The organism is Paenibacillus sp. SEL1, from assembly GCF_054602535.1.
On sequence record NZ_CM137723.1, the window covers coordinates 5566745 to 5590212 of the forward strand.

At 47.6% G+C, this 23468-nt stretch carries 19 protein-coding genes; 1 reads left to right on the plus strand and 18 read right to left on the minus strand.

Annotated features, from left to right (window positions below):
- Positions 1-69 precede the first annotated feature (69 nt).
- From priA to ACYCSE_RS25610, 10 genes are all read right to left on the minus strand, one after another.
- Positions 70-2646 (minus strand): primosomal protein N', encoded by a 2577-nt coding sequence (priA, locus tag ACYCSE_RS25565; protein ID WP_459700563.1) that lies wholly within the window; start codon positions 2644-2646, stop codon positions 70-72.
- A complete protein-coding gene (gene coaBC, locus ACYCSE_RS25570; protein WP_061829022.1) occupies positions 2646-3950 on the minus strand; it encodes a bifunctional phosphopantothenoylcysteine decarboxylase/phosphopantothenate--cysteine ligase CoaBC in 1305 nt (434 codons plus the stop codon). Before coaBC ends, priA begins: the two co-directional genes overlap by 1 nt.
- 90 nt (positions 3951-4040) lie before the next feature.
- Complete coding sequence (rpoZ, locus tag ACYCSE_RS25575; RefSeq protein WP_013310893.1) at positions 4041-4244, minus strand: DNA-directed RNA polymerase subunit omega; 204 nt, start codon at positions 4242-4244, stop codon at positions 4041-4043.
- A gap of 122 nt (positions 4245-4366) precedes the next feature.
- Positions 4367-4939, minus strand: coding sequence for a guanylate kinase (gmk, locus tag ACYCSE_RS25580; protein WP_013310894.1), 573 nt, complete (start codon positions 4937-4939; stop codon positions 4367-4369).
- 14 nt (positions 4940-4953) lie between these two features.
- Positions 4954-5214, minus strand: coding sequence for an extracellular matrix/biofilm regulator RemA (remA, locus tag ACYCSE_RS25585; protein ID WP_005548256.1), 261 nt, complete (start codon positions 5212-5214; stop codon positions 4954-4956).
- A gap of 56 nt (positions 5215-5270) precedes the next feature.
- On the minus strand, positions 5271-6158 hold the full coding sequence (locus ACYCSE_RS25590; protein ID WP_459700569.1) for a YicC/YloC family endoribonuclease: 888 nt from the start codon (positions 6156-6158) through the stop codon (positions 5271-5273).
- Positions 6159-6193: 35 nt separating this feature from the next.
- A complete protein-coding gene (locus tag ACYCSE_RS25595; RefSeq protein ID WP_348620017.1) occupies positions 6194-8080 on the minus strand; it encodes a bifunctional homocysteine S-methyltransferase/methylenetetrahydrofolate reductase in 1887 nt (628 codons plus the stop codon).
- A gap of 147 nt (positions 8081-8227) precedes the next feature.
- Complete coding sequence (locus ACYCSE_RS25600; RefSeq protein WP_459700572.1) at positions 8228-9250, minus strand: hypothetical protein; 1023 nt, start codon at positions 9248-9250, stop codon at positions 8228-8230.
- A 396-nt stretch (positions 9251-9646) separates the two neighbouring features.
- Positions 9647-10480: a diaminopimelate epimerase gene (gene dapF / locus ACYCSE_RS25605; protein WP_348620019.1), complete on the minus strand. Its 834-nt coding sequence runs from the start codon at positions 10478-10480 to the stop codon at positions 9647-9649.
- A gap of 109 nt (positions 10481-10589) precedes the next feature.
- On the minus strand, positions 10590-13388 hold the full coding sequence (locus tag ACYCSE_RS25610; RefSeq protein WP_254325341.1) for a calcium-translocating P-type ATPase, SERCA-type: 2799 nt from the start codon (positions 13386-13388) through the stop codon (positions 10590-10592).
- Positions 13389-13617: 229 nt separating this feature from the next.
- Here ACYCSE_RS25610 and ACYCSE_RS25615 point away from each other — a divergent pair, with 229 nt between their 5' ends.
- The gene (locus ACYCSE_RS25615; RefSeq protein WP_459700575.1) at positions 13618-15363 is read left to right on the plus strand and encodes an Rqc2 family fibronectin-binding protein; all 1746 of its coding nucleotides are present in this window, start codon (positions 13618-13620) and stop codon (positions 15361-15363) included.
- 93 nt (positions 15364-15456) lie between these two features.
- On the opposite strand, the gene ACYCSE_RS25620 is transcribed toward ACYCSE_RS25615, so the two are convergent.
- The 8 genes from ACYCSE_RS25620 to ACYCSE_RS25655 all read right to left on the minus strand — a co-directional run bounded on the left by ACYCSE_RS25620 (position 15457) and on the right by ACYCSE_RS25655 (position 23466).
- Positions 15457-16326, minus strand: a complete 870-nt coding sequence (locus tag ACYCSE_RS25620; protein ID WP_446674645.1) for a PHP domain-containing protein — start codon at positions 16324-16326, stop codon at positions 15457-15459.
- Positions 16326-17282 carry a selenium metabolism-associated LysR family transcriptional regulator gene (locus ACYCSE_RS25625; protein WP_322171418.1) on the minus strand — a complete coding sequence of 319 codons (957 nt, stop codon included), beginning with the start codon at positions 17280-17282 and terminating at the stop codon, positions 16326-16328. Before ACYCSE_RS25625 ends, ACYCSE_RS25620 begins: the two co-directional genes overlap by 1 nt.
- A gap of 210 nt (positions 17283-17492) precedes the next feature.
- Entirely contained in the window at positions 17493-17930 is a 438-nt protein-coding gene (locus tag ACYCSE_RS25630) for a hypothetical protein (RefSeq protein WP_023989315.1), read from the minus strand.
- Between the two features lie 230 nt (positions 17931-18160).
- Complete coding sequence (locus tag ACYCSE_RS25635) at positions 18161-18421, minus strand: YlbG family protein (protein WP_023989316.1); 261 nt, start codon at positions 18419-18421, stop codon at positions 18161-18163.
- Between the two features lie 39 nt (positions 18422-18460).
- Positions 18461-18901: a YlbF/YmcA family competence regulator gene (locus tag ACYCSE_RS25640; RefSeq protein WP_061829012.1), complete on the minus strand. Its 441-nt coding sequence runs from the start codon at positions 18899-18901 to the stop codon at positions 18461-18463.
- Between the two features lie 108 nt (positions 18902-19009).
- Positions 19010-21034 carry a helicase-associated domain-containing protein gene (locus tag ACYCSE_RS25645; RefSeq protein WP_459700580.1) on the minus strand — a complete coding sequence of 675 codons (2025 nt, stop codon included), beginning with the start codon at positions 21032-21034 and terminating at the stop codon, positions 19010-19012.
- Positions 21035-21040: 6 nt separating this feature from the next.
- On the minus strand, positions 21041-22861 hold the full coding sequence (locus ACYCSE_RS25650) for a DNA repair helicase XPB (RefSeq protein WP_459700582.1): 1821 nt from the start codon (positions 22859-22861) through the stop codon (positions 21041-21043).
- A 176-nt stretch (positions 22862-23037) separates the two neighbouring features.
- On the minus strand, positions 23038-23466 hold the full coding sequence (locus ACYCSE_RS25655) for a CBS domain-containing protein (protein WP_023989320.1): 429 nt from the start codon (positions 23464-23466) through the stop codon (positions 23038-23040).
- Positions 23467-23468 lie beyond the last annotated feature (2 nt).

Genomic DNA, 23468 nt, shown 5'->3' on the forward strand with positions numbered 1-23468 from the left:
CTGCTACATTATCCTATGTACGGACGGCTTGTCCGCATTAATTGTGCTAATAACTTTTGTGGCAACACTCTACATAAGCATTTGCGGATCAACATCCAGACTAATCAGCAACTTTTGTGCCTGTGCGGATTCGGCCATTTCATCAGCTACTTGCTGAGCCAAACTAATCGCATCGATATTTCCACGCCATTTTATCATACATTGAAATCGGTATCTATTCTTGATTCTCGAAATGGGTGAAGCTACTGGTCCCAAAATGTCGAGTACATCCGATGTAAGACGATCCATATTCCCGAACCAGCCCCGTTGTCTGGCCCGTCCCTGTAGTGTTGCTGAATAATTCTCAGCCAGTCGGACCAGCACCGGGAGTTGTTCATGAGAAAAGGTCACCAAAATAAGACGACAATATGGTGGATAGTGCAAATTGCGGCGGTGTTTCAATTCTTCCCTCACAAAAGAAGCATAATCATGGCGACTTGCGTGAATCACCGAATAATGCTCTGGAGTATAGGATTGTACAAATACTTCCCCTGGCAATTGATGTCTCCCAGCACGTCCAGCTACTTGTGTTAACAGTTGAAAAGTCTTTTCCGCGGCCCGAAAATCCGGTAAATTGAGAGCCGAATCCGCAGTAATGACACCAACCAGTGTCACATCGGGAAAGTCCAGGCCTTTGGCAACCATTTGAGTACCGAGCAGCACGTCCGCTTTTTTATCACGAAATTGCTTGAGGAGCTTTTCGTGGGCATTTTTTTCTGTTGTTGTATCAACATCCATTCGAACAACACGTATACCGGGGAATAGCTTCGCCAGCTCTTCTTCCACTCGCTGGGTACCTGTACCGAAATAGCGAATATGCTCACTACCGCACTCAGGGCAAGTCTGAGGCACGGGCTCGGAATAGCCACAGTAATGGCAACGTAAATTGTTCGACCGCTGATGATACGTAAGCGAAATATCACAATGCGGACAACCCGCGACATAGCCACAGCTACGGCACATGACGAACGTGGAGTGCCCACGCCGATTCAACAGTAGTACCGTCTGCTCCTTACGCTCCAACCGCTCTGCAATTCCATTATGCAACGCACGGCTGAACATAGAGCGGTTGCCAGCACGCAGCTCCTCACGCATATCCATGATATGTACTTCAGGTAACGTGTTCCCCAATGCGCGAGTTGGCATTTCAAGCAGCAACGGCGCAAACTCGTCGTTGCTTTGTGAGCGAGCCGCATAATAGCTTTCCAGCGACGGTGTAGCCGAGCCGAGAATAACAACAGCCCCATGCTGATGGGCTCTGCGAATGGCGACATCACGCGCATGATATTTAGGTGTCTCTTCCTGCTTATAGGACGTTTCGTGCTCCTCATCCATAATAATAAGACCTAACTCACGAAAAGGCGCAAATACTGCCGAGCGAGCACCAATCGCCACTTTCACACGGCCTTCGCGTATTTTGCGCCACTCATCGTACCGTTCCCCCCCGGACAACCTACTGTGCATCACTGCTACCTGATCGCCAAACCGGCCTTTAAAACGCTCAACCATTTGTGGGGTTAACGATATTTCAGGTACCAGCACAATGGCCTGCCGATTCTGCTCGATACAACGCTGAATCGTTTGTAGATAGATTTCCGTCTTACCGCTCCCTGTGACTCCATGCAACAAATAAGCTCCTTGCTCACGTGTGTCCAGCTGGCGAATAATCCGTTCATATACCGACTGCTGCTCTGCTGTGAGAGGGAGTGGCTCTGTAGGCTTGAAGTGTCTGCCCCGATAGGGGTCGCGGAACACTTCGACATCCTCCAGCAACACATAGCCCTTATCTTCCAGCGCCTTAACCGTTGCAGCCGAGACACTCAGTGAGGTCATGACTTCCTTCAGCGACAGAGGCAGAAACTCGCTACGTTCCAGCAAAAAAGCAAGTACCTCCCGCTGACGCTGCGCTTTGGCAGAAAATTGCTCCAGCGCCGTTGATGCCTCGTCTATGCCAATAGCCAGATCAACGGATTTCATGGTCTTTTTGCCAAGTTTGTCTTTAATAACTTGACTTTCCTGAAGCACACCCCGGCGTAACAGGGATTTAATAACCTCCGCTTCCTCAGGGAAACGTCGACTGAGTTGCTGCAATGGGACTTGCTCCTTCTCCTGAATGAAGCTTACAATCCGACGCTCCGTCGGATCACTCATACCATCGTCGGTCAGAAGTGCCCATTCGAGTTCATCGCCCTGATTCGGTTGTAAAGTACGTTGTGGATGCGTTAACTCATGCTGTTCCGCAATTGAGATATAACGTTCTGCTTTGCCCTTGAGCGCGGTAGGAATCATCACTTGCAGTGCCATAATTTGATTACAAGCATAACGTTCGCTCATCCATTTACCCAGTTCGACTAGGTCGGCAGATAAGGGTGGTACCAAATCCAGCAGTTCCTGGATCGCTCTCATTCTGTATTTCGGTGGATCATCAGCTGGGACTACCGAGATGACAAAAGCCTGCACCGTCCGTTTGCCAAATGGCACAGCTACCCGACTACCCGGCTCAATCCAAGGTCTCATTGAGTCTGGTATCAGATAATCGAAGGTGCGGTCCGTATCCTTGGCAGGTACATCGACAATGACCTTGGCAACTAAATTGCCCGTCTCCATTAATGCAGCACCCCACCCATGCGTCCCGCGGCTATAGTAAGCAACTTACGCGCGACTTCTTCCTTTGACTGTACAGGAATACGCTCTACGATCCCGCTTCGGTCATAAATTTGAACAGCATTCGTATCGACGCCAAAACCAGCACCATTCACAGTTACATCGTTTGCCGCGATCAAATCACAATTTTTACGTTCTAATTTATCTATCGCATACGTCTCCAAATGTTCGGTTTCAGCTGCAAAGCCAATTAAAAATTGATGTTTCTTACTCCGTCCGAGTGATTCTAAAATATCGACGTTCTTCACTAGCTCTAGCGTAAATACACTATCTTTTTTCTTGATCTTGGTCTGTGCAATCTCACGTGGTCGATAATCTGCAACTGCAGCAGCCATAACGACCATATCGCTCGTTTCCCATTGCTTTAATACAGCGTCGTACATGTCTTCAGCTGACTGGACTCTTTCAAGCATAATACCAGTAGGCGGTTCCGCGCTGGTATTGGCAGCAATCAAGTGCACCTCTGCACCCATCTCCTGAGCCACTTTTGCAATGGCAAAGCCCATTTTGCCAGATGAATCATTTGTGATATAACGTACTGGATCAATTCGCTCGATCGTGCCTCCAGCCGTTACAATGACTTTTTTGCCTGAAAGCACCGATTCATTCTCATTCACAAGTGACTCAGGCATTTGAGCTTCCATAGATGCGTCACCAAACCATCGTGGTTCAGACTTGATGGTGGTTTTTTGTTCCTGAGCTTGCTGATCAAAAAAACGCTCTATGGTTTGCACAATTGTGTCCGGCTCTTCCAGACGTCCTTTGCCAACGTAACCGCAAGCCAGTAATCCTTCACCAGGCTCAATCATCTTCACGCCACGTGATACAAGCGTCTCCATATTTTGCATGACTGCGGGATGAGTGTACATATGTACATTCATCGCAGGTGCCACCATAATAGGCGCTGTTGTAGCCAACAACGTTGTAGACAACATATCATCAGCAAGACCATGCGCCATTTTCCCAATAATATTCGCAGTTGCAGGAGCAACAAGCACCAAATCAGCCGCATCCGCCAGATGAATATGGGATACGACTGATGGCTCTCTTTCATCAAATGTGTCACTGTACACCGGATTACGAGAGAGCGATTGCAGCGTAAGTTCGGTAATAAACTCCTTGGCAGAGGCCGTCATAATCACATGAACATCGGCGCCCTTTTGCGTCAACCTACTACACAGCGCTGCCCCTTTGTAAGCAGCAATTCCGCCAGTTATACCAAGAATAATAACTTTTCCCTTCAACATCGTTAACTCCCCCTGACCTAAAAAAATAACAACCTTGCGGTTGTCAAAGGAATTGGCATTGCGCCCGGTTATAATAGTTGTGTATAATTCTTACTCGTCTTCGCCGCTTTCAAGACGCAGATGATCCGCGTAAATCTCTTCCAACGCCACTCCAACCTGTTTGTGGGATTTAGGATTCTTGAGAGTCGTCTTTTCACCCTCGCGCAACTGTCTGGCACGACGTGAAGCCGCTACAACCAACGAATACTTACTATCTGCCTTTTTCATCATTTCATCAATGGAAGGATACAGCACGAATAGACACCTCTTCATGTAGTTTTGGGACTGTATAAGCTGAACTCCAGTGTACACCTTCAAGCTCAGCTTATACAGTATTATTTCTCTTTAAGTACGCTTGGCATATGTAAAGCCCTCGTTTAAGGATGAACCTTACAATGTTCGGCGATAATAATGGATTCTATTCGTTTACAAGCGAAATCAATCTCATCATTGACGACCGCATAATCATAGTGACGCAACAAATTCATTTCATCCACAGCTACCGACATACGGTGGTCTATGGTCGCTTGAGTTTCTGTGCCCCGTCCCCGGATTCTATCCTTTAATTCGTCTAGCGAAGGCGGAAGCAGAAAAATGAATATGCCTTCTGGAAATTTTTCTTTAACCTTTAGCGCTCCCTGAACTTCAATCTCCAGAAAAATATCTTTTCCCTGCGCAAGGGTCTGATCTACAAAATCACGTGGAGTACCATAATAGTTCCCTACATACTCAGCATACTCCAGCATTTCATCTCGTTCAATCATACCCAAAAATTCTTCACGCGTTTTAAAAAAATAGGTCACTCCATCCTGTTCGCCTGAACGAGGTGTTCGAGTTGTAGCAGAAACGGAGTATGTTATCTCTGGTAGCTTGTCACGCAATGCGTTGCCTACCGTCCCTTTACCGACACCCGAAGGTCCGGATATTACAAATAATAATCCCTTAGCCATAGTACACTCCATTTTTATTCGTCATTGTCATCATCTTTAGTGGATAGGCGATGAGCGACCGTCTCCGGCTGCACCGCAGACAGGATTACATGATCACTGTCTGTAATAATAACAGCCCGCGTCCGGCGGCCATAGGTAGCATCAATTAGCATATGACGGTCCCTGGCTTCCTGTATAATCCGCTTGATCGGAGCAGACTCCGGACTGACGATGGAGATAATTCGGTTGGCCGACACGATATTGCCGAAACCAATATTGATCAATTTGATTGCCATATTCAGGTCTTTCCCCCTATACATGTGACTCTTGCAGCCGTGCCGCTACCAGGTAGCTACTCAATATTTGCAGCCTGCTCACGAATTTTCTCGAGCTCTGCTTTCATCTCAACGACCAAATTAACCAATGTGAGATGATTAGCCTTGGAGCCGATCGTGTTGACTTCCCTGTTCATTTCCTGGATTAAAAAATCTAATTTGCGACCGGCCGGCTCGTCTGACAGCAGCAATCCCTTGCACTGTCCAAAGTGACTTTGAAGCCGGGTAAGTTCCTCGTCAATATTGCTGCGATCCGCGAATAACGCAATCTCCATTCCGAACTTATGTTCATCAAGCGTAAATGAACCGTCCTGAAGCTCTTTAAGCCTGTGTTTCAGCCTGTTACGGTAGTCGCTCACAACATGAGGAGCCAGCACCGTCATTTCATGATGCAGAGATTCCAGACGTAAAATACGGGATTCCACATCTTGCGCCAAATGCCCGCCTTCTCGTCTTCTCATCTCCATTAAACCTTGCAAAGCTTCATTCAAAGCCCGCTGTAGTTGCTCTTCCCAGTCCTCTTCATCTCCATGGCAAGCCTCTCCAGGCTCTCCCAGAACGTCAGGCAAAGCAAGAATATCGCTTATCCCTAACGCTCCTTTCACTCCATAACGATCCGCCAGCTGCTCCGCTGCATGCAGGTAAGCCTGCACCACAGTGTCATTCAACCGCGCGGCGGGCATCTGTTCTTCATCGCGTTCCCTGTGGATGAAGACATCGATACGACCGCGTTTAATCTGCTGTTGAACCGTTCTTCTCAAGCCATCTTCGTATCGAGTCCATTCGCGCGGAATTCTCATCATCACTTCGCAATAGCGGTGATTCACCGATTTCAATTCCAAGCGCACTTTATAGCCCTCATAATGAAGGATGGCTTGACCGTATCCGGTCATACTCAATGACATCGGCATCACATCCATTATACTATTGTAATTGATTATTATAGTCGAAACAAGGGGGCCTGTGCACGGCCTGATTTTTGCCATACGTAAGAAGTCAGTTCAGCTGTCATTTCATAGAACATAAATGGAGTCATAAAATAGATTCCATTAAAATGTTCCATTGCCGTATCGAGTAACTCCTTGGCAATAGACACGCCCATTGCTCGTCCTTCCGGACCCTCAAGACCAGACATACGTGCACGTACCTCATCGGATAACTGAATCCCTGGTACTTCATTGTGCAAGTATTCTGCATTGCGCCCACTAGCCAGCGGCATAATACCGATAAAAATCGGTACTTCCAAATGTCGTGTCGCTTCCGCGATGGCTGCAATCAACTCGTGGTCGTATACGGGCTGAGTCATAACATAATCGGCTCCGGAGGCAATCTTCTTCTCCAACCGCTGTACGGCTTTACCCAAATGCTTGACATTAGGATTAAATGCGGCACCTACCACAAAATTAGCTTTCTGCTTCAGTGGCTTACCGGAAAATGCGACACCATCATTTAATTGCTTGATCATGCGTATGATTTCAAAAGAGGTCATATCATACACCGAACTGGCGCCTGGCAAATCACCGAACCGCGCCGGATCTCCAGTAACCGCCAGTACATGGTCAATACCGAGCGCGTCAAAACCCATCATGTGGGATTGAGTACCAATCAGATTACGATCACGACATGCTATATGAATTAATGGGCGCAAGCCTGTTTCAATACTGACCAAATGTCCAAGCGCCATGTTGCTCATGCGAGTGACTGCAAGCGAGTTGTCAGCTAGTGTAAGCGCGTCGGCCCCTGCTTTCTTCAATGCATGAGCACCTTGCATAAACCTTGTAATGTCCAGATCGCGCGGAGGATCCAGTTCTACAATGACTGTATGACGTTCCTTAACCAGATCCACAATATTGGGCTCGCTGGTATGTCTGCCATTTCCTCGTTCCTCTTCATCTGCAATCTGCTCTGCCACTTGAAAGGACTCTTTCGACAAAGCTTCTTTTGAAGCCAGCGGAGGCGGTTGCAAACGGTTCAAGGCTTTGGAGATAGCTGCAATATGGTCCGGTGTAGTTCCGCAGCAACCACCGAGCAGCCTCGTCCCCAGGTCTACAAAGGACTTGGCACATTCTCCAAAATATTCAGGTGATGCACCGTATACATAGTGACCGTCCACATAATCTGCTAGTCCCGCATTCGGATATACGGACAGCGGTACAGACAAAGGGCCATCCAGCTGTTCCATTACACTCATAATTCCCTGCGGACCCGAGTGACAGTTAAATCCAAGGATGTCTGCCCCCTCATTACGCAGCACCGAAAAAGCTTCCGCAACTAAAAAACCATCCTGGGTACGACCAACCTGATCAACTGCAAACTGACAAATTACCGGAATGTCACTGTATTTACGTACACTGTGAAGCGCAATGCGTATTTCATCCAGTGAATAAAACGTTTCGCACAAAATGCCGTCGACCCCTTCGGAGAGAAGGGCATCAATTTGCTGCTCATAGTTTCTTGCCAGCTCCAGCTTGGATATGTTAAGCCGTTTGCCCCCACATATGGAACCCACCGCACCTACCACATAATGTTCAGGTCCGGCCGCAGCTCTGGCAATTCTCACACCGGCACGATTGATCTCTTCTACCTTAGATTCCAGTCCAAACCGGGCTAACTTATAATCATTTGCAGAAAATGTATTAGTCTCCAGCAATCGAGCTCCTGCACTTAAATATTGACCATGCACGTCTGATATAACGTCAGGCGAAGTGATGTTCAGTTCTTCGAAAGACGTATTTACTGGAAATCCTAGCTGGTATAAAAAAGTCCCCATTGCGCCGTCTCCGACAATAATTTCACGATTCAGCACAGTACGCAAATCCGGTTTCATGTCCTCTGCTCCACCCCGCTCTTTATTTTCATACTAATGTAACATAAAGAGACTACAAACATAAGCCAAAAACAAAAAAAGCCGCCCCACTCCCCGACAATATGATATCAGGAGTAAAGCGGCTTAATTTATCTTTTCTATTTTCTACTACATTTTCCCATCGGAAGAATGGAGAGAGTAAGTGTAAAAAGTCCCTTTTTTATTCACTTTAGCCACAATAGAATCCGTTCCCTTTTGCTGCTTGGAGAACGTATATTGATTCCCTTGAACTTTCACTTTATAGCCGGTCAAATTGATATTAAACAACATCTGAGCCTTGGGCTTGACTAGCTTCAAAGCTTCTGAAGCAGTATATTTCGGGCTTGCAAATGTTTTTTTGAAATCTGCGTCATCGTTCCAGTCTACCCCATAGGTGGATACGGCCAGCACTTTACCGGTTACCGCGCTAATTTTGACCTCACTCGCCTCGTTTGCATCCTCAAACGACCAGTATGAAAGTCCCTTCGTCTCGTCCTTGTACCGTGAAGCGTGCTGTACCTTGATTCGCTGTCCACTCACACACTTAAATGTGTTCATTGCACGGTTCAGTAACACAGGGTCCACCTGCTTCAGGGCATAGTCTGCGTTGATGGTAATAGCGTTACCTCGATCCACATCCACATACAACGAGGAAGCTTGTTCTCCTGCACCCCAAAACACCCAGTAATTTGAAGGCTTGTTGGACTGATAAGGGGATTTGACCCGCCAAAATGCTTCAAATTGCAGAGGACGCTTGCTGTCAAACGCTTTGGCGCTGTTTAGCACTTTCGTCTTGAGTGGTGCGTTCATCGCCTTTCCCAAGCTGCTTATTTTATATCGTATGGTTGTAGAATCCACTCTGTTTTTTTCTTTATTATATTCTGTCTGCAACGTAGCAGTTCCGTCTTCCAGTTCGCCCTCTACAATCCAGGTTTTCCCCATATCTGTCACATCGTCAAATTGAAATGCTGTCTTTGAACCAATGAGTTCTTGCACCGCTTTTTCTAAACGGCTTACCACTGTCGGAGTTAGCGAGCCAACCTGCTTGTCCGTCGTTTCCGCGGCAGCAGGAATGGTCGCCGCCTGAACCGGAAGCGCGGTGGCTACAAATATGAGGACTGCAACTGCTGAAATCCAACGAAATTTCCGCACTATGAACGGCCTCCTTATTGTTTTTTCATTTTCTATATTATACATCGTTCAGGCGCCAAAAAAAGACAGAATATTGCCTTCTTCATCGTATTCCTTGTATACAGGGGCATGTAAGTCCAAAAAAAGAAGACCTCTAAGGTCTTCTCAGATTGTCGAGAAACCCCCTGTTTTTTTGCAGGGGGTTTAAAACTGTCTTAGTGGTCTAAAAACTAGGGTCCTCAGATCGTTTTAAATCGATTTTTGTTTTAAAAGATGCGTCTCCCCATATAAAAATAGAAGTGTCGAAAAGTCCTCTGGACTTTCTCGACACTCTGAGAAGACCTCTAAGGTCTTCTTTTCACTCACTTCTATACGATTCATAGGCCAGTTACACGCTATCTTTATAATTCACATGATTCAGAACAGACGACCTTCGTACACGATCTCAGCCGGGCCCGTCATATATATGTGATTATCTTCCTCGTTCCATTCGATATCCAGATCGCCGCCCTTTAGACTTACAATGGCGTGACGGTCGCTGTATCCGTTTAGTACAGAAGCAACAAGCGTAGCACAGGCTCCGGTTCCACAAGCTAGCGTTGGTCCGGCTCCCCTCTCCCATACTCTCATATCTATATGCTTCCGGCTACGTACCGTGGCGAACTCAACATTTGTTTTTTTAGGGAACAACGGATGGCATTCCAGCTTCGGCCCCCAGGCTTCCAGATCAAAGCTTGGCGCATCCTCCACATAAATGACACAGTGCGGATTCCCCATAGATACAGCCGTAAAGCGAAAACCACTTCCTCCAGCTTCAATAGGCTCGTTAATTACGCTAGTCCGCTCTAGTGTAGTTGGAATTTTCAAACCCTCAAGAATCGGCTCTCCCATATCTACCTTCACCATACAAACAAGTCCGTTCTCTACAGTTAGTTCCACCTGCTGCACACCTGCGCCCAGGGTCTCGATCGTAATCTGTTCACGGTTGATATGTTTACGGTCATATACGTATTTGGCAGCACAACGGATAGCATTACCACATTGCTCGGCCTCCGAGCCGTCCGAGTTAATGATGCGCATGCAGAAATCCGCTTTTTCTGACGGCAATATATATACCAACCCATCGGCGCCAACACCAAAATGTCGATCACATAGCCGAACAGCTAATTCCGAGGCGTCAGACGGCAAATCCTGATGCCCAAACCAAACGATAAAATCATTACCTAGACCGTTCATTTTTGTGAATTCCATAGCTTACCTCCGCCGTTGCTGATGATATCATGTTCCTCATGAAGCTTTGATCCCATGATATCATACAGGGCAATAGTGGGAAAGCGATGCGGTATGCATGACCCGATTACTAGGCTGAAAACTTCGTACGTCCTGCTGAAAAGTGTGTATTTCCGCCGCGACGACGGTTGCGTCGACCGCCCCATACACTTCCCGCTCCCATAAGAAACGTAGGAATCCCGGCTGCCACAATGGATAGCGCCCACTCACGCAATCCAAGCGGTACCGTTTTGAAAATAGGTTGCAGCACAGGCACGTACATAACCACCAGCATTAGCACTACGGAGGAGAGCACGGCAAGCACGAGATAACTATTTTGAAACGGATTACGATGGAAAATAGAACGGGAACTGCGGCAATCAAATACATGAATTAACTGTGCCAAGACTAGCGTAGCAAAGGCAACAGACTGTGCTTTGATCAATTGTCCTGCGTCATCCGGTGCAATACGTAATGTCAGCCAGAAGGCCGCTAGCGTACATAAACCAATCAACAAGCCACGACTAATGATTTTCCAGCCTAATCGACGAGCAAAAATATTTTCCTTTGCGCCACGAGGTTTGTGCTCCATGAGATCCTTTTCTGGCTGGTCCACCCCCAGAGCCATCGCTGGTAGGCCATCTGTCACCAGATTCACCCATAAAATCTGGATCGGTAACAAAGGTAATGGCAGCCCGGCCATCATGGCAAAGAACATCGTCAAAATCTCACCAACATTGGAGGCGAGTAGATAACGGATAAATTTACGGATATTCTCGTAAATATTCCGTCCTTCCTCAATTGCGGCTACAATGGTTGAGAAATTATCATCACTCAGAACAAGCGCAGCCGCTTCTTTGGTCACGTCCGTCCCCGTAATGCCCATGGCAATACCGATGTCCGACGCCTTTATCGCTGGAGCGTCATTGACACCATCTCCGGTCATGGCTACGACATGTCCGCGTCTTTGCAGCGATTTAACGATCCGTAGCTTGTGCTCCGGCGAAACTCGTGCATACACAGAGACGGTATCAACGGCTTTGTCCAGCGCCGCATCATCCATCGCAGACAATTCCTGTCCTGTCAACACATGGGATCCGCGCTGAAGAATGCCAAGCTGCTGTGCAATGGCCTCTGCAGTTGTACCGTGATCTCCGGTAATCATCACAGTGCGAATGCCAGCACGACGGCACTTGCCAATGGCTTCGCGAACCTCACGACGTGGCGGATCAATCATGCCTGTCAGCCCAATAAAGATCAGCTGTGCTTCAGCCTCCTCAACCGTGGAGACACGCTCATGCGAGCGAATATCGCGGTAAGCGACACCAAGTACACGTAGCGCCTCCGAGGCCATTCCTTCGTTAGCCGCCAGTACCTTTTGGCGCAACGTACCCGTTAATGGAACGACATTTCCTTCCCATAAAATGTAGGAACACTGACCCAGCAGTACATCCGGGGCACCTTTGGCAAAGACAATGTGTCCTCCCTGGTGGCGTACGAGTACCGACATTCGCTTCCGATCCGAGTCAAAGGGAAATTCTCGCTCCCTTGTGTACAGCTCATATAGCCCTTGTCGCGTGACTCCGCCCTTGGCAGCTAACGTGATCAGCGCTCCTTCCGTCGGATCACCCTTCAGCTCCCAAACGGCGGACGGCGTCGGCTCTTTGGTTTTCTTTTTCGAACGTAGCTCCTCTGTATCGGCTTGAACAATTTCCGCATTGTTGCAAAGCACACTGGCTTGCAACAGTCTACGCAGAGATTGTCCGTTTTTAAGATCGGCAGGAAGGTCTCTATCCATAATATGCCCGTGTGGGTCATAGCCCTCTCCCGTAACTCCCCAGAAACGACCGTCCAGCCATAGCTTGGTGACTGTCATTTTATTTTGGGTCAGGGTACCCGTTTTGTCGGAACAAATGACAGATGCACAGCCGAGCGTTTCAACAGAAGGCAGCTTACGCACAATCGCCTTTCGTTTAATCATACGCTGCACACCCAATGCGAGCGCAATCGTCACAATAGCTGGCAACCCTTCCGGTATAGCCGCCACAGCCAAGCTCACTCCAGCCAAGAACATGCTCATGGCTGGCTGTCCATGTAAAATGCCTGCTACGACAACGAGCACCGTTAGCGCCAACGCTACGATAATCAAAATTTTGCCCAATTGCTCCAATCTGTGCTGCAACGGTGTCTCCTGCGACTCCGTATTTTCAATCAAGTCTGCGATCTTACCCATTTCGGTACTCATACCTGTACGTATAACCATTCCTTGTGCGGTTCCTCTGGTCATCATCGTGCCCATAAAACCGATGTTTTTTTGATCCCCGAGTGGTACTTCGGCGGCATGAATAGGGCGGCAATGCTTACTCACCGGAACTGATTCACCTGTCAGGGCGGACTCCTCTACATCACAGCCGTTCGTACTCAACCACCTTACATCTGCGGGAATGCGATCACCACTTTCCAGCAGCACAATATCACCCGGCACCAGTTCTCTGGCCTGAACTTGAATTCGTTTGCCGCCCCGCAACACTTTGGCGGTTGGGGCCGACAGTTGTCTCAAAGCTCGCAATGAACGCTCAGCTCTGAATTCTTGTACAAAGCCGAGAATTCCATTCAGTACAACAATAGCAATAATGGTAATCGCGTCCAAATATTCGCCAAGCAGTCCGGATATCAGGGTCGCTCCCATCAATACAAGCATCATAAAATCCTTGAACTGATTGAGCAGCAGCAAGATTGCCGAAACTCGCTTCCCCTCGCTCAGCTCATTCCATCCTGACCTTTCTCTTCGTTCCGCAAGCTGTTCCTCCGAAAGACCCTGCTTCGGGTCGACTTCCAGACTTGTTGAAAGCTGTTCATTGCTTAATTGGTGCCAGTGTGCTTGTTCCATTCTCCCCAATTCCCTCCCGGTCAGATAGTCCGTTTCCGTCGGTTGTGCGTAGGATGGCTGCCCGTTATTATATTTTTGTGCCGCGATTGCTGATAAGCTGGACAGACTTTCTAGATTCAATCTATTCGGACAGGACCTGAAATATCACAAAGCCGCTTAAGTTTTGTCCCAAAGTTATGTATCATAGAAGGAAGGCGAAAATACATTTGCTTCAAAGGAGAACATAATTATGGCATTGGACGGAATCGTAACCCGCGCTATCGTACACGAACTGCAAGGAATCCGGGGCGGGCGCATTAATAAAATACATCAGCCAAATGATCGCGATATCGTGCTGAATCTGCGGGCACAAGGCGGAAGCGTAAAGCTGCTGCTGTCGGCTAATCCGACCTTTCCGCGTGTACATTTTACAGAACAAAGCTTTCTTAATCCGACAGAAGCCCCTATGTTTTGTATGCTCCTTCGCAAGCATTGCGAAGGAGGCGTTATTGAGAAAATCACGCAGGTGGGCATGGAGCGTATTATTCACATGGATATACGTCAACGTGATGAACTGGGAGATATTTCACTCAAACGAATTATCATTGAACTGATGGGTAGACACAGCAACATTATTTTGCTTGACCCGGAAACAGGCGTGATGCTGGATGGCATTCATCATGTCACACCGTCTATCAGCAGCTATCGGGTCATTATGCCCGGCTTTCAATACACGGAGCCTCCTGCACAAAACAAGCTGAATCCATTAGAAACGGAAGAGGCAGCCTTCATATCCTCGTATCAAACTGCGATCGAGGCCGAAGAAGCTCCCAAACGCTGGATCGTGAACACTTTTACTGGACTCAGTCCCCTCGTTGCTGAAGAGATACTAACTCGAGTAACTAATGAAGTATCTGGTGATAGTGATCGTTCACTATGGAGTACATTCAGTCACATCATGGATGACGTGCGGAATCATCGTTTTCAGCCAGTATCTGGACTAAACGCACAAGATAAAGTGATATTCTCAGCCATTCCACTGACGTTGATCCAAGAAGAACGTAAGGAGTACGCTACTATCAGTGAGTGTATGGAGGACTTCTTCGGAGAAAAAGCAGAACGGGATACGGTTAAGCAAAAGGTCAGTGACCTACTGCGGTTTCTGCAAAACGAGCGGAGTAAAAACGTAAAAAAACTCGACTATCTCCATCAGGATTTGGCCGAGGCGGAAGATGCGGATCAATTTCGCATTTATGGAGAGCTGCTATTCGCTTCGCTGCATGAGGTGAAAAAAGGGGACAAAGAAGTGACGCTCACCAACTTTTATGATGAGGAACAGCGTCCAATGACCATCCCACTGGACCCGCTACTCAACCCATCGGATAATGCACAACGGTATTTTAAAAAATACAACAAATATAAAAACAGCTTGGCTGTCATTGACGAACAACTGGAGAAAACGCACGAAGAAATCCGTTATATGGACAATCTTCTTCAGCAGCTAGCCCACGCCTCTATGAATGACATTGAGGAAATACGTGAAGAACTGGTTCAGCAGGGCTATCTCAGAGATCGGGTCAAAAAAGGAAAGAAAAAGAAGAAAAACAACCGTCCAACCCTGCACGTCTATACATCATCCGAAGGTATCGAGTTACTGGTCGGCAAAAACAACTTGCAAAATGAATATGTGACAAATCGACTGGCCGGACCAAATGACACCTGGCTGCACACAAAGGATATTCCGGGGTCACACGTCGTTATTCGTGCTGAGCAATTCGGGGATACGACGCTGGAGGAAGCAGCTCAACTCGCTGCCTACTTTAGCCAGGCCAAGCAGTCCAGCAGTGTGCCTGTGGACGCCACCCTGATTCGACATGTACGTAAGCCCAGCGGAGCCAAGCCCGGCTTTGTCATCTACGACCATCAGCGTACGCTCTTCATTACACCCGATGAGGAACTAGTCAAAAAGCTGCCGAATCGCATCAAAAACGGCTAAGTCTCACCAGCCTATTGAATCCACAAAAAAAGCCCTTTGTTCTTTGCACGATACACTTCTTGTGTTCCATGCATAAGGCAAGGGGCTTTCTATTTACTTTTGTCCAACAGCAGCCTTCCTCAATTCCTCGACAACCCGATCTTCCACACTACGGCTACCCAGATCACCGTGGAAAATAACACCTTGGCGTGCACCGTGAAAATCCGAGCCGCCAGTTGCAATGAGCCCATATTGTGCCGCCATCGCAGTATATCGGCTCTCAGCCTCAGCATCATGGTCCGAATGTCGCACCTCCAAGCCCACAGGCTTCGCCTCCTCTATAATAGAGCGAACCAGCTCATCATTTCCGTATAAGCCAGGGTGGGCCACCACAGGTACCCCTCCTGCTTCACGAATCCAGTTTATGGCCTCCGCAGGCTCTACACGGGGTACAGACACATATCCGGGTGCTCCTTCCGCCAAGTAACGGTCAAACGCATCCCGCATATCCTTCGCATATCCCTTTTGAACCAGCGTATCTGCCATATGTGGACGTCCAATGCTTTCATCTGGTGCCAGCGGTCTGCCCATCGTAGCCACCACTTCATCCAGTGTGATTTCCACGCCCAGACTACGCAATTGACTCAAAATCAAATCATTACGGGTATCCCGCGCCTGGCGAAGCTTTTCCAACCGCTCCAAAAACACTTTATTGCTGTAATCCATAAAATAACCGAGTATATGAATATCCTTACCGCCAGCTCGAGTACTAATTTCCACTCCTGGCACCACAGTAATTCCTATGCGTTTTCCCTCCTTCAGAGCTTCCTCCAGACCAGCTACCGTATCATGATCTGTAATGGCCACACCTGCCAGTCCTTTTTCCTTGGCCCAGCGCACATTATCTGCGGGTGGCTGCATGCCGTCAGATGCTTGGGTGTGTGTATGTAAATCATATCGTTTTACGTTAATCTGCTCCTTCATTATACATCCTCCTTCTCTTTCACCTTTGCCAGCTCGTCCTGCGAGTCCCTCAGCACGTCCGTTCCCTGATCATGACGACGCAAGTAAGACAGGAAGGTGACTACCGGAATCGGTAACAACGCCGACTTCAAATGAATTGCATAAAATTCTCGTTTGAACGTGATATCTGAAATGTTCACAATTTTCAACAAACCGAGCGCAACTTCATGCTTCACCGAAGAAGGTGATAGCATGGTAATACCCAGTCCAGCCTCCACCGCCGATTTAACCGCTCCAGTGCTCCCCATCTCCATTACAATACCAAGTCGAGAGGCATCCACACCACGACTTTTCAGCTCATCTTCTATCACTTGACGTGTACCCGATCCCTTTTCTCTGGCTACAAAGGGATGCTTAAACACATCTTCCAGAACCACTTTTTTAGCCTTGGCCAGCGCATGTCCTGAAGGCACAATCAGTTTCAGTTCGTCCTGCATTACAGGTTCTACCACGATATCCGGATGCTGGACTGGGGCCTCAATCAGTCCTAAATTCAACTGATGTTTTAGTATATCATCCATAATTTGAGTCGTATTCATCACATTCATTGCCATGCGTATATGAGGGTATTCCTGGCCAAACGGCCCCAACATTCTTGGTACAATATACTCACCAATTGTTAGGCTGGCGCCAATATGCAATCTTCCCTCCAGCATGTGAGTAAAAGCAGACATCGCCTCGTCAGCTTCCCTAATCAGTTGCATGCTTTTTTTCGCAAAAGGTAGTAGTGTCGCTCCCGCCTCTGAAAGCTCGATTTTTTTAGTCGAACGTTGCAGCAGCTTCGTGCCGAAATAATCTTCCAAAGACTGAATTTGCATCGTCACCGCAGGTTGTGTCATATGCAGCGCTTGTGCCGCCGCCGAAAAGCTCCCACGCTCCGCTACGGTATAAAAAATGTGCAACTGATGAAAGTTCATACTGACAGCCCTCTCCCCTCTGATCTCTCTATTTTACCATAAGAAAAACATCTGTCGAAGCATTTCCAAGTAAACTTACTGAATTGGGGGAGTTTTATTGCTGGAAATAAAAAAAGCATGCAGCTGATAACTGCATACTTTCTACTCAAAATTGACGGTAATCATAAGTTCGGAGATTTTTTCATCTAGAGCCGACCGCCCAATCACCGTCTATTTTTGCTTACGAGTGCTTTTCATCAGTGTCATGCGTCGCGAATGGCGTAGCCATGAATAGTATGACTTCAAATCCCTTAATTCAATGGTCTCCGACATTCGACCCAAAAAGGTAATGACAATCATCTTGTGAAGCGGATTCCCCGCAATATCCATCTCGCCGGGCAACTCTCCAAATTCGGCCACGACGACCAGATCACCATCAATTAAATATACATCCTCTTCGTTATGATAGTAGGACTCCATCCTGTTTTGCTTCAGGCATTCCCAAAGCCAGGCGGCGATATGATTCGTCTCGGACTGTTTCTGCTCTATCCGATCTAAGTAGCGAGTTTTCGCATGATTTGTAATCACGATATCGGCGACTTTTTTATCGCCCATCTCCACGTAGAACGGTTCGTATGTACTCCATCGCTGCATTGCTTTGTCACGCACGGGATCACTCTCCCCACCAGATAGGTCTTTATATCTACCAATATATTCATATGTTACCTCAACAGACCCGGGACTACAAGTTACAAAATTGAAGTTTATGGGCGGTTTTTAAAGATTTTTTAGGTCTAACAGCATTAAGACCATTATGCAAAAGTCCTGACTTTACAAAAAAAAGCCAGCCCGTAGGCTGACCTTTTAAGAATATTTTACAATATATAGATATTAGAAACTTATATTTCATATTCTTTCATCTTTTCCTTATCGTCGTTGTACTCCGTCCTAATCTCATTTCGAAAAGAACGCTCGACCTTACGCACATAGGAAAGTCTGCGAATATTTTTAACGGTGTCTTCTGCCCGATCCGCATTCATATATATAACTACATAATGCATACGCTTTGAAATAAAGTGGACATTTCCGTATTTCTCCAGATTGCGGGCAGCCTTGATATCGCTTACCCAAATGATGTACCCTGTCCGCTCGGCAAACATTCGCTTCATCTCCCCTCCACTCGGTATCATTCCTATGACCTATCCACAGGAGCATTTCCCTCCGCTGCCACATCCGCCCTTTTTCACATTCGGATCATTGCTCGGCACCTTAATGGTCTCGGACACGGAATATGCAATCGTTTCAGACATGGCATGAAGCATATCATCCAGCGCCTTTTCGGCTCGTTTGAACTCCTTAACCTCCACGAATTGTTCCAATTCCAGCTCGACGACCTGCACTGCATCCTTCGCTTCATGATAGTTCGGATGAAAATGCCCAAAACGCTCCGTTTCCGCGAATAGCTCCTTTTTGGCATCCAGCTTGCGTACACACGCCTGAATAGACGGATTCAATTCCACACGCTGTTTCCAATATAAATAATCCGATACCTCAAAGGATCGGTTGACCATATCGCCCAATTCATAGGCGTTAATAAGCACTTCTGCCATATTGACCGTATTCAATTCGGCTACGCTCATGAATGTTCATCTCACTTTATATAAAGTTCTACCCAGTAAAAGTAGACTCATTTATCATACCACATCCTTCTTTTGAGAAGAAGGAGTTTCATGCACTTCCTGGCTCTACTATGTAAAAGGAACCAGCAGCCGCATGTCTGACCATTCACTTGGCTGTAAGCTCGCTTGAGAAGGTGTTTCGTCATCCATTCCTGAGGCATACCAGCCTGTGACACTCCATGGTGCACCGGGAACCACCGCCTCCGGTATCCATTTAACCTCTTTCCCACCGATTCGCAGTCCCACAGCGGCCTGCCAACGTATCGCTTGCTCGATCAACTGCCGGGCAGTGGAAGTATGGTAACTCCTCCATTCTTTTGTCCATGAGGAGGGGACTGTAGATCTTTCCGGAAAATAGTCAGACGGATCAGGCAACATGTGCTCTTGTTCGTAAAAATGCAGCGTGCGCCCTGTATAAACCAAACCTGCTCTTCCCTCTTGGGAAAATATAGGACGGGCCTGAATCGGGTCGGACTCCATTTCACTGTTGGGACTGCCTGAACTTATGTTCTCTGTTTCCGAAATCAATGGGTAATGATGAGTTGGCTCGTCCACACCTTCCGGTTCACGACGTGGGCCTAATCCAATTGCAGCAAGCGTTTTTCGTATTTTGACAGCAGAGCTTGCCGGAATAATAAAGTCCCTATCGCCCAGCCGTTCCAGTAATCCTTCCAGCGCGGGATGGCGTGCAACTATGTCTGCATCCTCCTGTGTGCCACATCGCAAAAGTGTTACCTTTGCAAAAGCGGTCCGTCCGACATCACCTGCCCACTGTTCTACCGTCATACGTACATGATCAGGCACACCTGTTCGGCTGTATTTATCCAGAAGAGCAGGAATTGCTTTGGCTTCCATCCCTAACTCGATTGCCTCTGTAACACTTTCTCTGGTGATCCGGTATACTACCATCCGATCTCCTGTCACACGTTCACAGCAGCATTCCAGTCGCCAGCGCACATCATATGCCACATCTGGTGGAACCAATATTTCAAAATCAGGTTGTACATAAAAAGTACCTTGCTCTGGATGTGTATCCTCATAATTATTGGGACGAAGCATATCTATCACAGATACATTCCAGCGAAAACACAGTTCGCCCAATACAGTCTGGCCCCAATCACCCATTCCAAAAGCAGTCAGAGCCTTCAGCCAACCCTTCAATTCCTCCATGAAAGGTTCATTGAAATTAAAATCAGAACCCGTTTCTCCCGCAAACCCTTCCGGATTTGAGATTATAGGAACAAGGTCTAAAAGGGCACCATTCTTGGAATCCGCTCTGCTCGTACTCTCATGCTGGATTAGGCCTACCTGAAGCATCCATTGCAGCAGAAACTTGATAGATATCCACCCTTCTGTTCCTACATACTGGGAGACGGCACACAGCATATAGCGAAAATGCTGCATAGACGCTTCGGCCTTGCCGTATCTTTCCATGAGTGTAGCAAAAATATGCTTGCGCATTTGCCAAGCAGACAAACGAATCCAAGTTGCCAGTTCCGTTTCCTGAATGCGAAAAGACACAGTTTCTTTCACTAACAGCCCCAAACTGAGTAGCAAATCCATCATTACCACTGTTTGCACTGGATACAGCTCTGCATGCGCATAATGCAACCCAAGACCCATCAGGTTATCTGGGCGAAAGGGAGTCAGTTCATTCAATTTTTGCAATGATCGCTTATGTATGGTTCCTTTGGCCGTCAAAGGGACACCTTGTACCGCAATACGTGACAACGCATGCAGTAATTCCGACTCCAGGCCTGTCATTGATTCATGTACCGTTATCGGATGATCCGAATGCATCATGTTCATTGGATTTTGCTCTAACAACATATCGTACAGATCCGGTAGCCGATGAACCGGAATATATAAAATTCGTTCGCCCCACGATTTGGTAACAGCCTCCAGCCAGCCTCGGGCACGTAATCCACGTAGTGCCAGTTTCGTTTCGACTCCGCTTAACACTCCCCGGGTAAGCTGTATAGGTTCTTCTTCCTTCATGGGCTGTCCCGCGTACCAGATAAAGCATCGTCTAAGCACCAGTAGCTCATCCGATGAAAGCTCATTCCAGCTGTCTTGCGTGTTCGTTACGCCCATTCTTAATTAGGCCTCCTTTTTCTTCCCACGATCAGGCTTAGCATTCCGGCCTCCGTTAGCCTCTGTCACACTAAATCTGCGAACCGCATATTCATAGCCTTGCTCGATCAGAAACAGCTGACGACGAGCTGCAAAATCCGTCTCCTTGCTATTCTCCGTCACTAGCGCATAAAAATAAGCTTTATTCTCGCCCGACTTTGGTCGCAAAATACGGCCCAGTCGCTGCGCTTCTTCCTGGCGAGAGCCAAAGCTACCCGATACCTCTATGGCTACTGCCGCATCTGGCAAATCCACCGCAAAGTTTGCAACCTTGGACACCAATAGAGTCTGAATTGTACCCTTGCGGAACGCATCGAACCAGCGCACCCGCTCGGTCTGGCTCATTGAACCCGTAATCAGTGGGACGCCCAGCTCCTGAGCCAATATTCGCAATTGGTCCAAATATTGACCAATAATAAGCGTGGGCAAGCCGCTGTGCTGCTGCATCAGGCTACGCACCGCCTCCAGTTTGACCGGATTTTCGGCTGCAATTCGGTACTGCTGTCTGCCCTCCGCACGCATACTGCGCTCCAAGAGTTCAGCTGTCATTGGAAGCCGTAGCTCCACACAATCGACCTGAGCGATCCAGCCCTGCTGCTCCAGCTCCTTCCACGGCATATCGTATCGTTTGGGTCCAATTAAAGAGAACACATCCCGTTCACAACCATCCTCTCGAACCAGCGTGGCCGTTAACCCCAAACGACGGGTAGCCTGAATGTCAGCCGTCGCCCGAAATACTGGCGCGGGTAGCAAATGAACCTCATCATATATAATGAGTCCCCACTTCCGCTCACTCAGCAGTTTCATATGCTCAAAATCCCCATCTTTGGTACGACGGTGTGTCAAAATCTGGTAAGTTGCCACCGTAATCGGACGCACCTCTTTTTTCTGACCACTATACTCCCCGATGGAATCGGCAGGAATATCCGTCTTTTGCTTTAACTCTTCTACCCATTGCCGTACAGAAGTGGTATTGGATGTTAGAATAAGCACCTCGCACTGAAACCGATTCATTACGGCCATACCTATCACTGTTTTTCCGGCTCCGCATGGAAGCACCAGTACACCACTACCCCCTAAGCCGTCCGCCCCTTCAAACGCATCAGCGGCCTTTACTTGATAATCACGAAGCTGCAACTTCGTTTGTCCCTTTCCCAAGGTAAAACTAAGCTGATTCCCTTCAAGATAGCCTGCCGTATCCACAACGGGATATCCCAAGCGCGTTAATTCCTGCTTGAGCAAGCCCCGATTTTCGGGCGGGACCGATGTGCTTACCTCGTCAACGCGAAGTAAACCAAGCTGTTTTAGCTCTTGCTTGGTCAGTAGCTCATCCAGTAAAGCGGGGGTCTCTGCTCCCAAGATCAAGCGATCACCTATTGTATAGCTGTTGGCTTTCCCTGTCTTTATACCTCCGTCTGGCTCATGTTCAGCACGGTATGCGCCAATCGTATCTGTGCTATAAGTTCGCTCTTCTTCCGTACCCTCCCTTGAAAGCGTCAACGTCCCATAACGAGAAACGAGCTGTTCAATATCCTTCAACAAATCACGTGGAATATCCCAACGGGACATGGAGTTCAAACTATTTTGAATGTCCTCAGCACTCCATCCGAGGGCAGCTGCGTTCCACAAAGACAGTGGGGTGAGGTGATATGTATGAAAAGCGGACGGGCTTTTAACCAGCTCCGCATAAATCTGCAACTGTGAACGAGCCCATTCTGAACCGGGCAAGCCCATTTCCAGCAGAACGGTAAAATCACGTTGTACAATACAAGGATGTTCTGGATTCATAACTACCTCCTGATAATCTAACCATACATCATTTTAAAGTTATATAATAAATAGCTTATCCGTTTATTCGCATATCAACCAGAACAGCAAGGAGTTCAACCCATATTCGGGTTGAACTCCTGATTAGAAGCTCGGGGTAAAGATCTCCCTAAACTAATGCTACCTTAATTATTCTTCTAGTGGACCTGCTCGGAAATATGGCTAAGCGCCTCTCCAGCGTTGTCTGCAAAAATATTACGAACAGCCAAATCCCCGATCGAGACAATCCCGATCAGACGGTCTCCTTCCGTCACGGGCAAACGACGGATTTGCTGCTCTGCCATCAGCTCAGCTGCTTGGTCCACCGACATGTCCGCACTAGCTGTACGAATACCTGTCGTCATAACTGTATCGACCGAACCCGAACCCGAATTTTTAGCCGCATAGCCGCGAACGACAAGATCACGGTCCGTTACTACACCGATCAACTTATCACTGCCTTCGCTTTCCACAACCGGAATAAAACCAGTATCATTGTCCTTCATTTTGACCGCAATTTCATAAATATTGTCCTGCGGGGTAACCGTTACGCATTTTTTAGTCATAACTTCCTGAACTTTTTTCATGG

What these genes read in the sequence shown, in the direction of transcription:
- priA (WP_459700563.1), bottom strand. Translation starts at nt 2,646, where the DNA reads ATGGAGACGGGCAATTTAGTTGCCAAGGTCATTGTCGATGTACCTGCC.
- coaBC (WP_061829022.1), bottom strand. Translation starts at nt 3,950, where the DNA reads ATGTTGAAGGGAAAAGTTATTATTCTTGGTATAACTGGCGGAATTGCT.
- gmk (WP_013310894.1), bottom strand. Translation starts at nt 4,939, where the DNA reads ATGGCTAAGGGATTATTATTTGTAATATCCGGACCTTCGGGTGTCGGT.
- remA (WP_005548256.1), bottom strand. Translation starts at nt 5,214, where the DNA reads ATGGCAATCAAATTGATCAATATTGGTTTCGGCAATATCGTGTCGGCC.
- ACYCSE_RS25590 (WP_459700569.1), bottom strand. Translation starts at nt 6,158, where the DNA reads ATGTCATTGAGTATGACCGGATACGGTCAAGCCATCCTTCATTATGAG.
- ACYCSE_RS25595 (WP_348620017.1), bottom strand. Translation starts at nt 8,080, where the DNA reads ATGAAACCGGATTTGCGTACTGTGCTGAATCGTGAAATTATTGTCGGA.
- dapF (WP_348620019.1), bottom strand. Translation starts at nt 10,480, where the DNA reads ATGGAATTCACAAAAATGAACGGTCTAGGTAATGATTTTATCGTTTGG.
- ACYCSE_RS25610 (WP_254325341.1), bottom strand. Translation starts at nt 13,388, where the DNA reads ATGGAACAAGCACACTGGCACCAATTAAGCAATGAACAGCTTTCAACA.
- ACYCSE_RS25615 (WP_459700575.1), top strand. Translation starts at nt 13,618, where the DNA reads ATGGCATTGGACGGAATCGTAACCCGCGCTATCGTACACGAACTGCAA.
- ACYCSE_RS25620 (WP_446674645.1), bottom strand. Translation starts at nt 16,326, where the DNA reads ATGAAGGAGCAGATTAACGTAAAACGATATGATTTACATACACACACC.
- ACYCSE_RS25625 (WP_322171418.1), bottom strand. Translation starts at nt 17,282, where the DNA reads ATGAACTTTCATCAGTTGCACATTTTTTATACCGTAGCGGAGCGTGGG.
- ACYCSE_RS25635 (WP_023989316.1), bottom strand. Translation starts at nt 18,421, where the DNA reads ATGTTTGCCGAGCGGACAGGGTACATCATTTGGGTAAGCGATATCAAG.
- ACYCSE_RS25640 (WP_061829012.1), bottom strand. Translation starts at nt 18,901, where the DNA reads ATGAGCGTAGCCGAATTGAATACGGTCAATATGGCAGAAGTGCTTATT.
- ACYCSE_RS25645 (WP_459700580.1), bottom strand. Translation starts at nt 21,034, where the DNA reads ATGGGCGTAACGAACACGCAAGACAGCTGGAATGAGCTTTCATCGGAT.
- ACYCSE_RS25650 (WP_459700582.1), bottom strand. Translation starts at nt 22,861, where the DNA reads ATGAATCCAGAACATCCTTGTATTGTACAACGTGATTTTACCGTTCTG.
- ACYCSE_RS25655 (WP_023989320.1), bottom strand. Translation starts at nt 23,466, where the DNA reads ATGAAAAAAGTTCAGGAAGTTATGACTAAAAAATGCGTAACGGTTACC.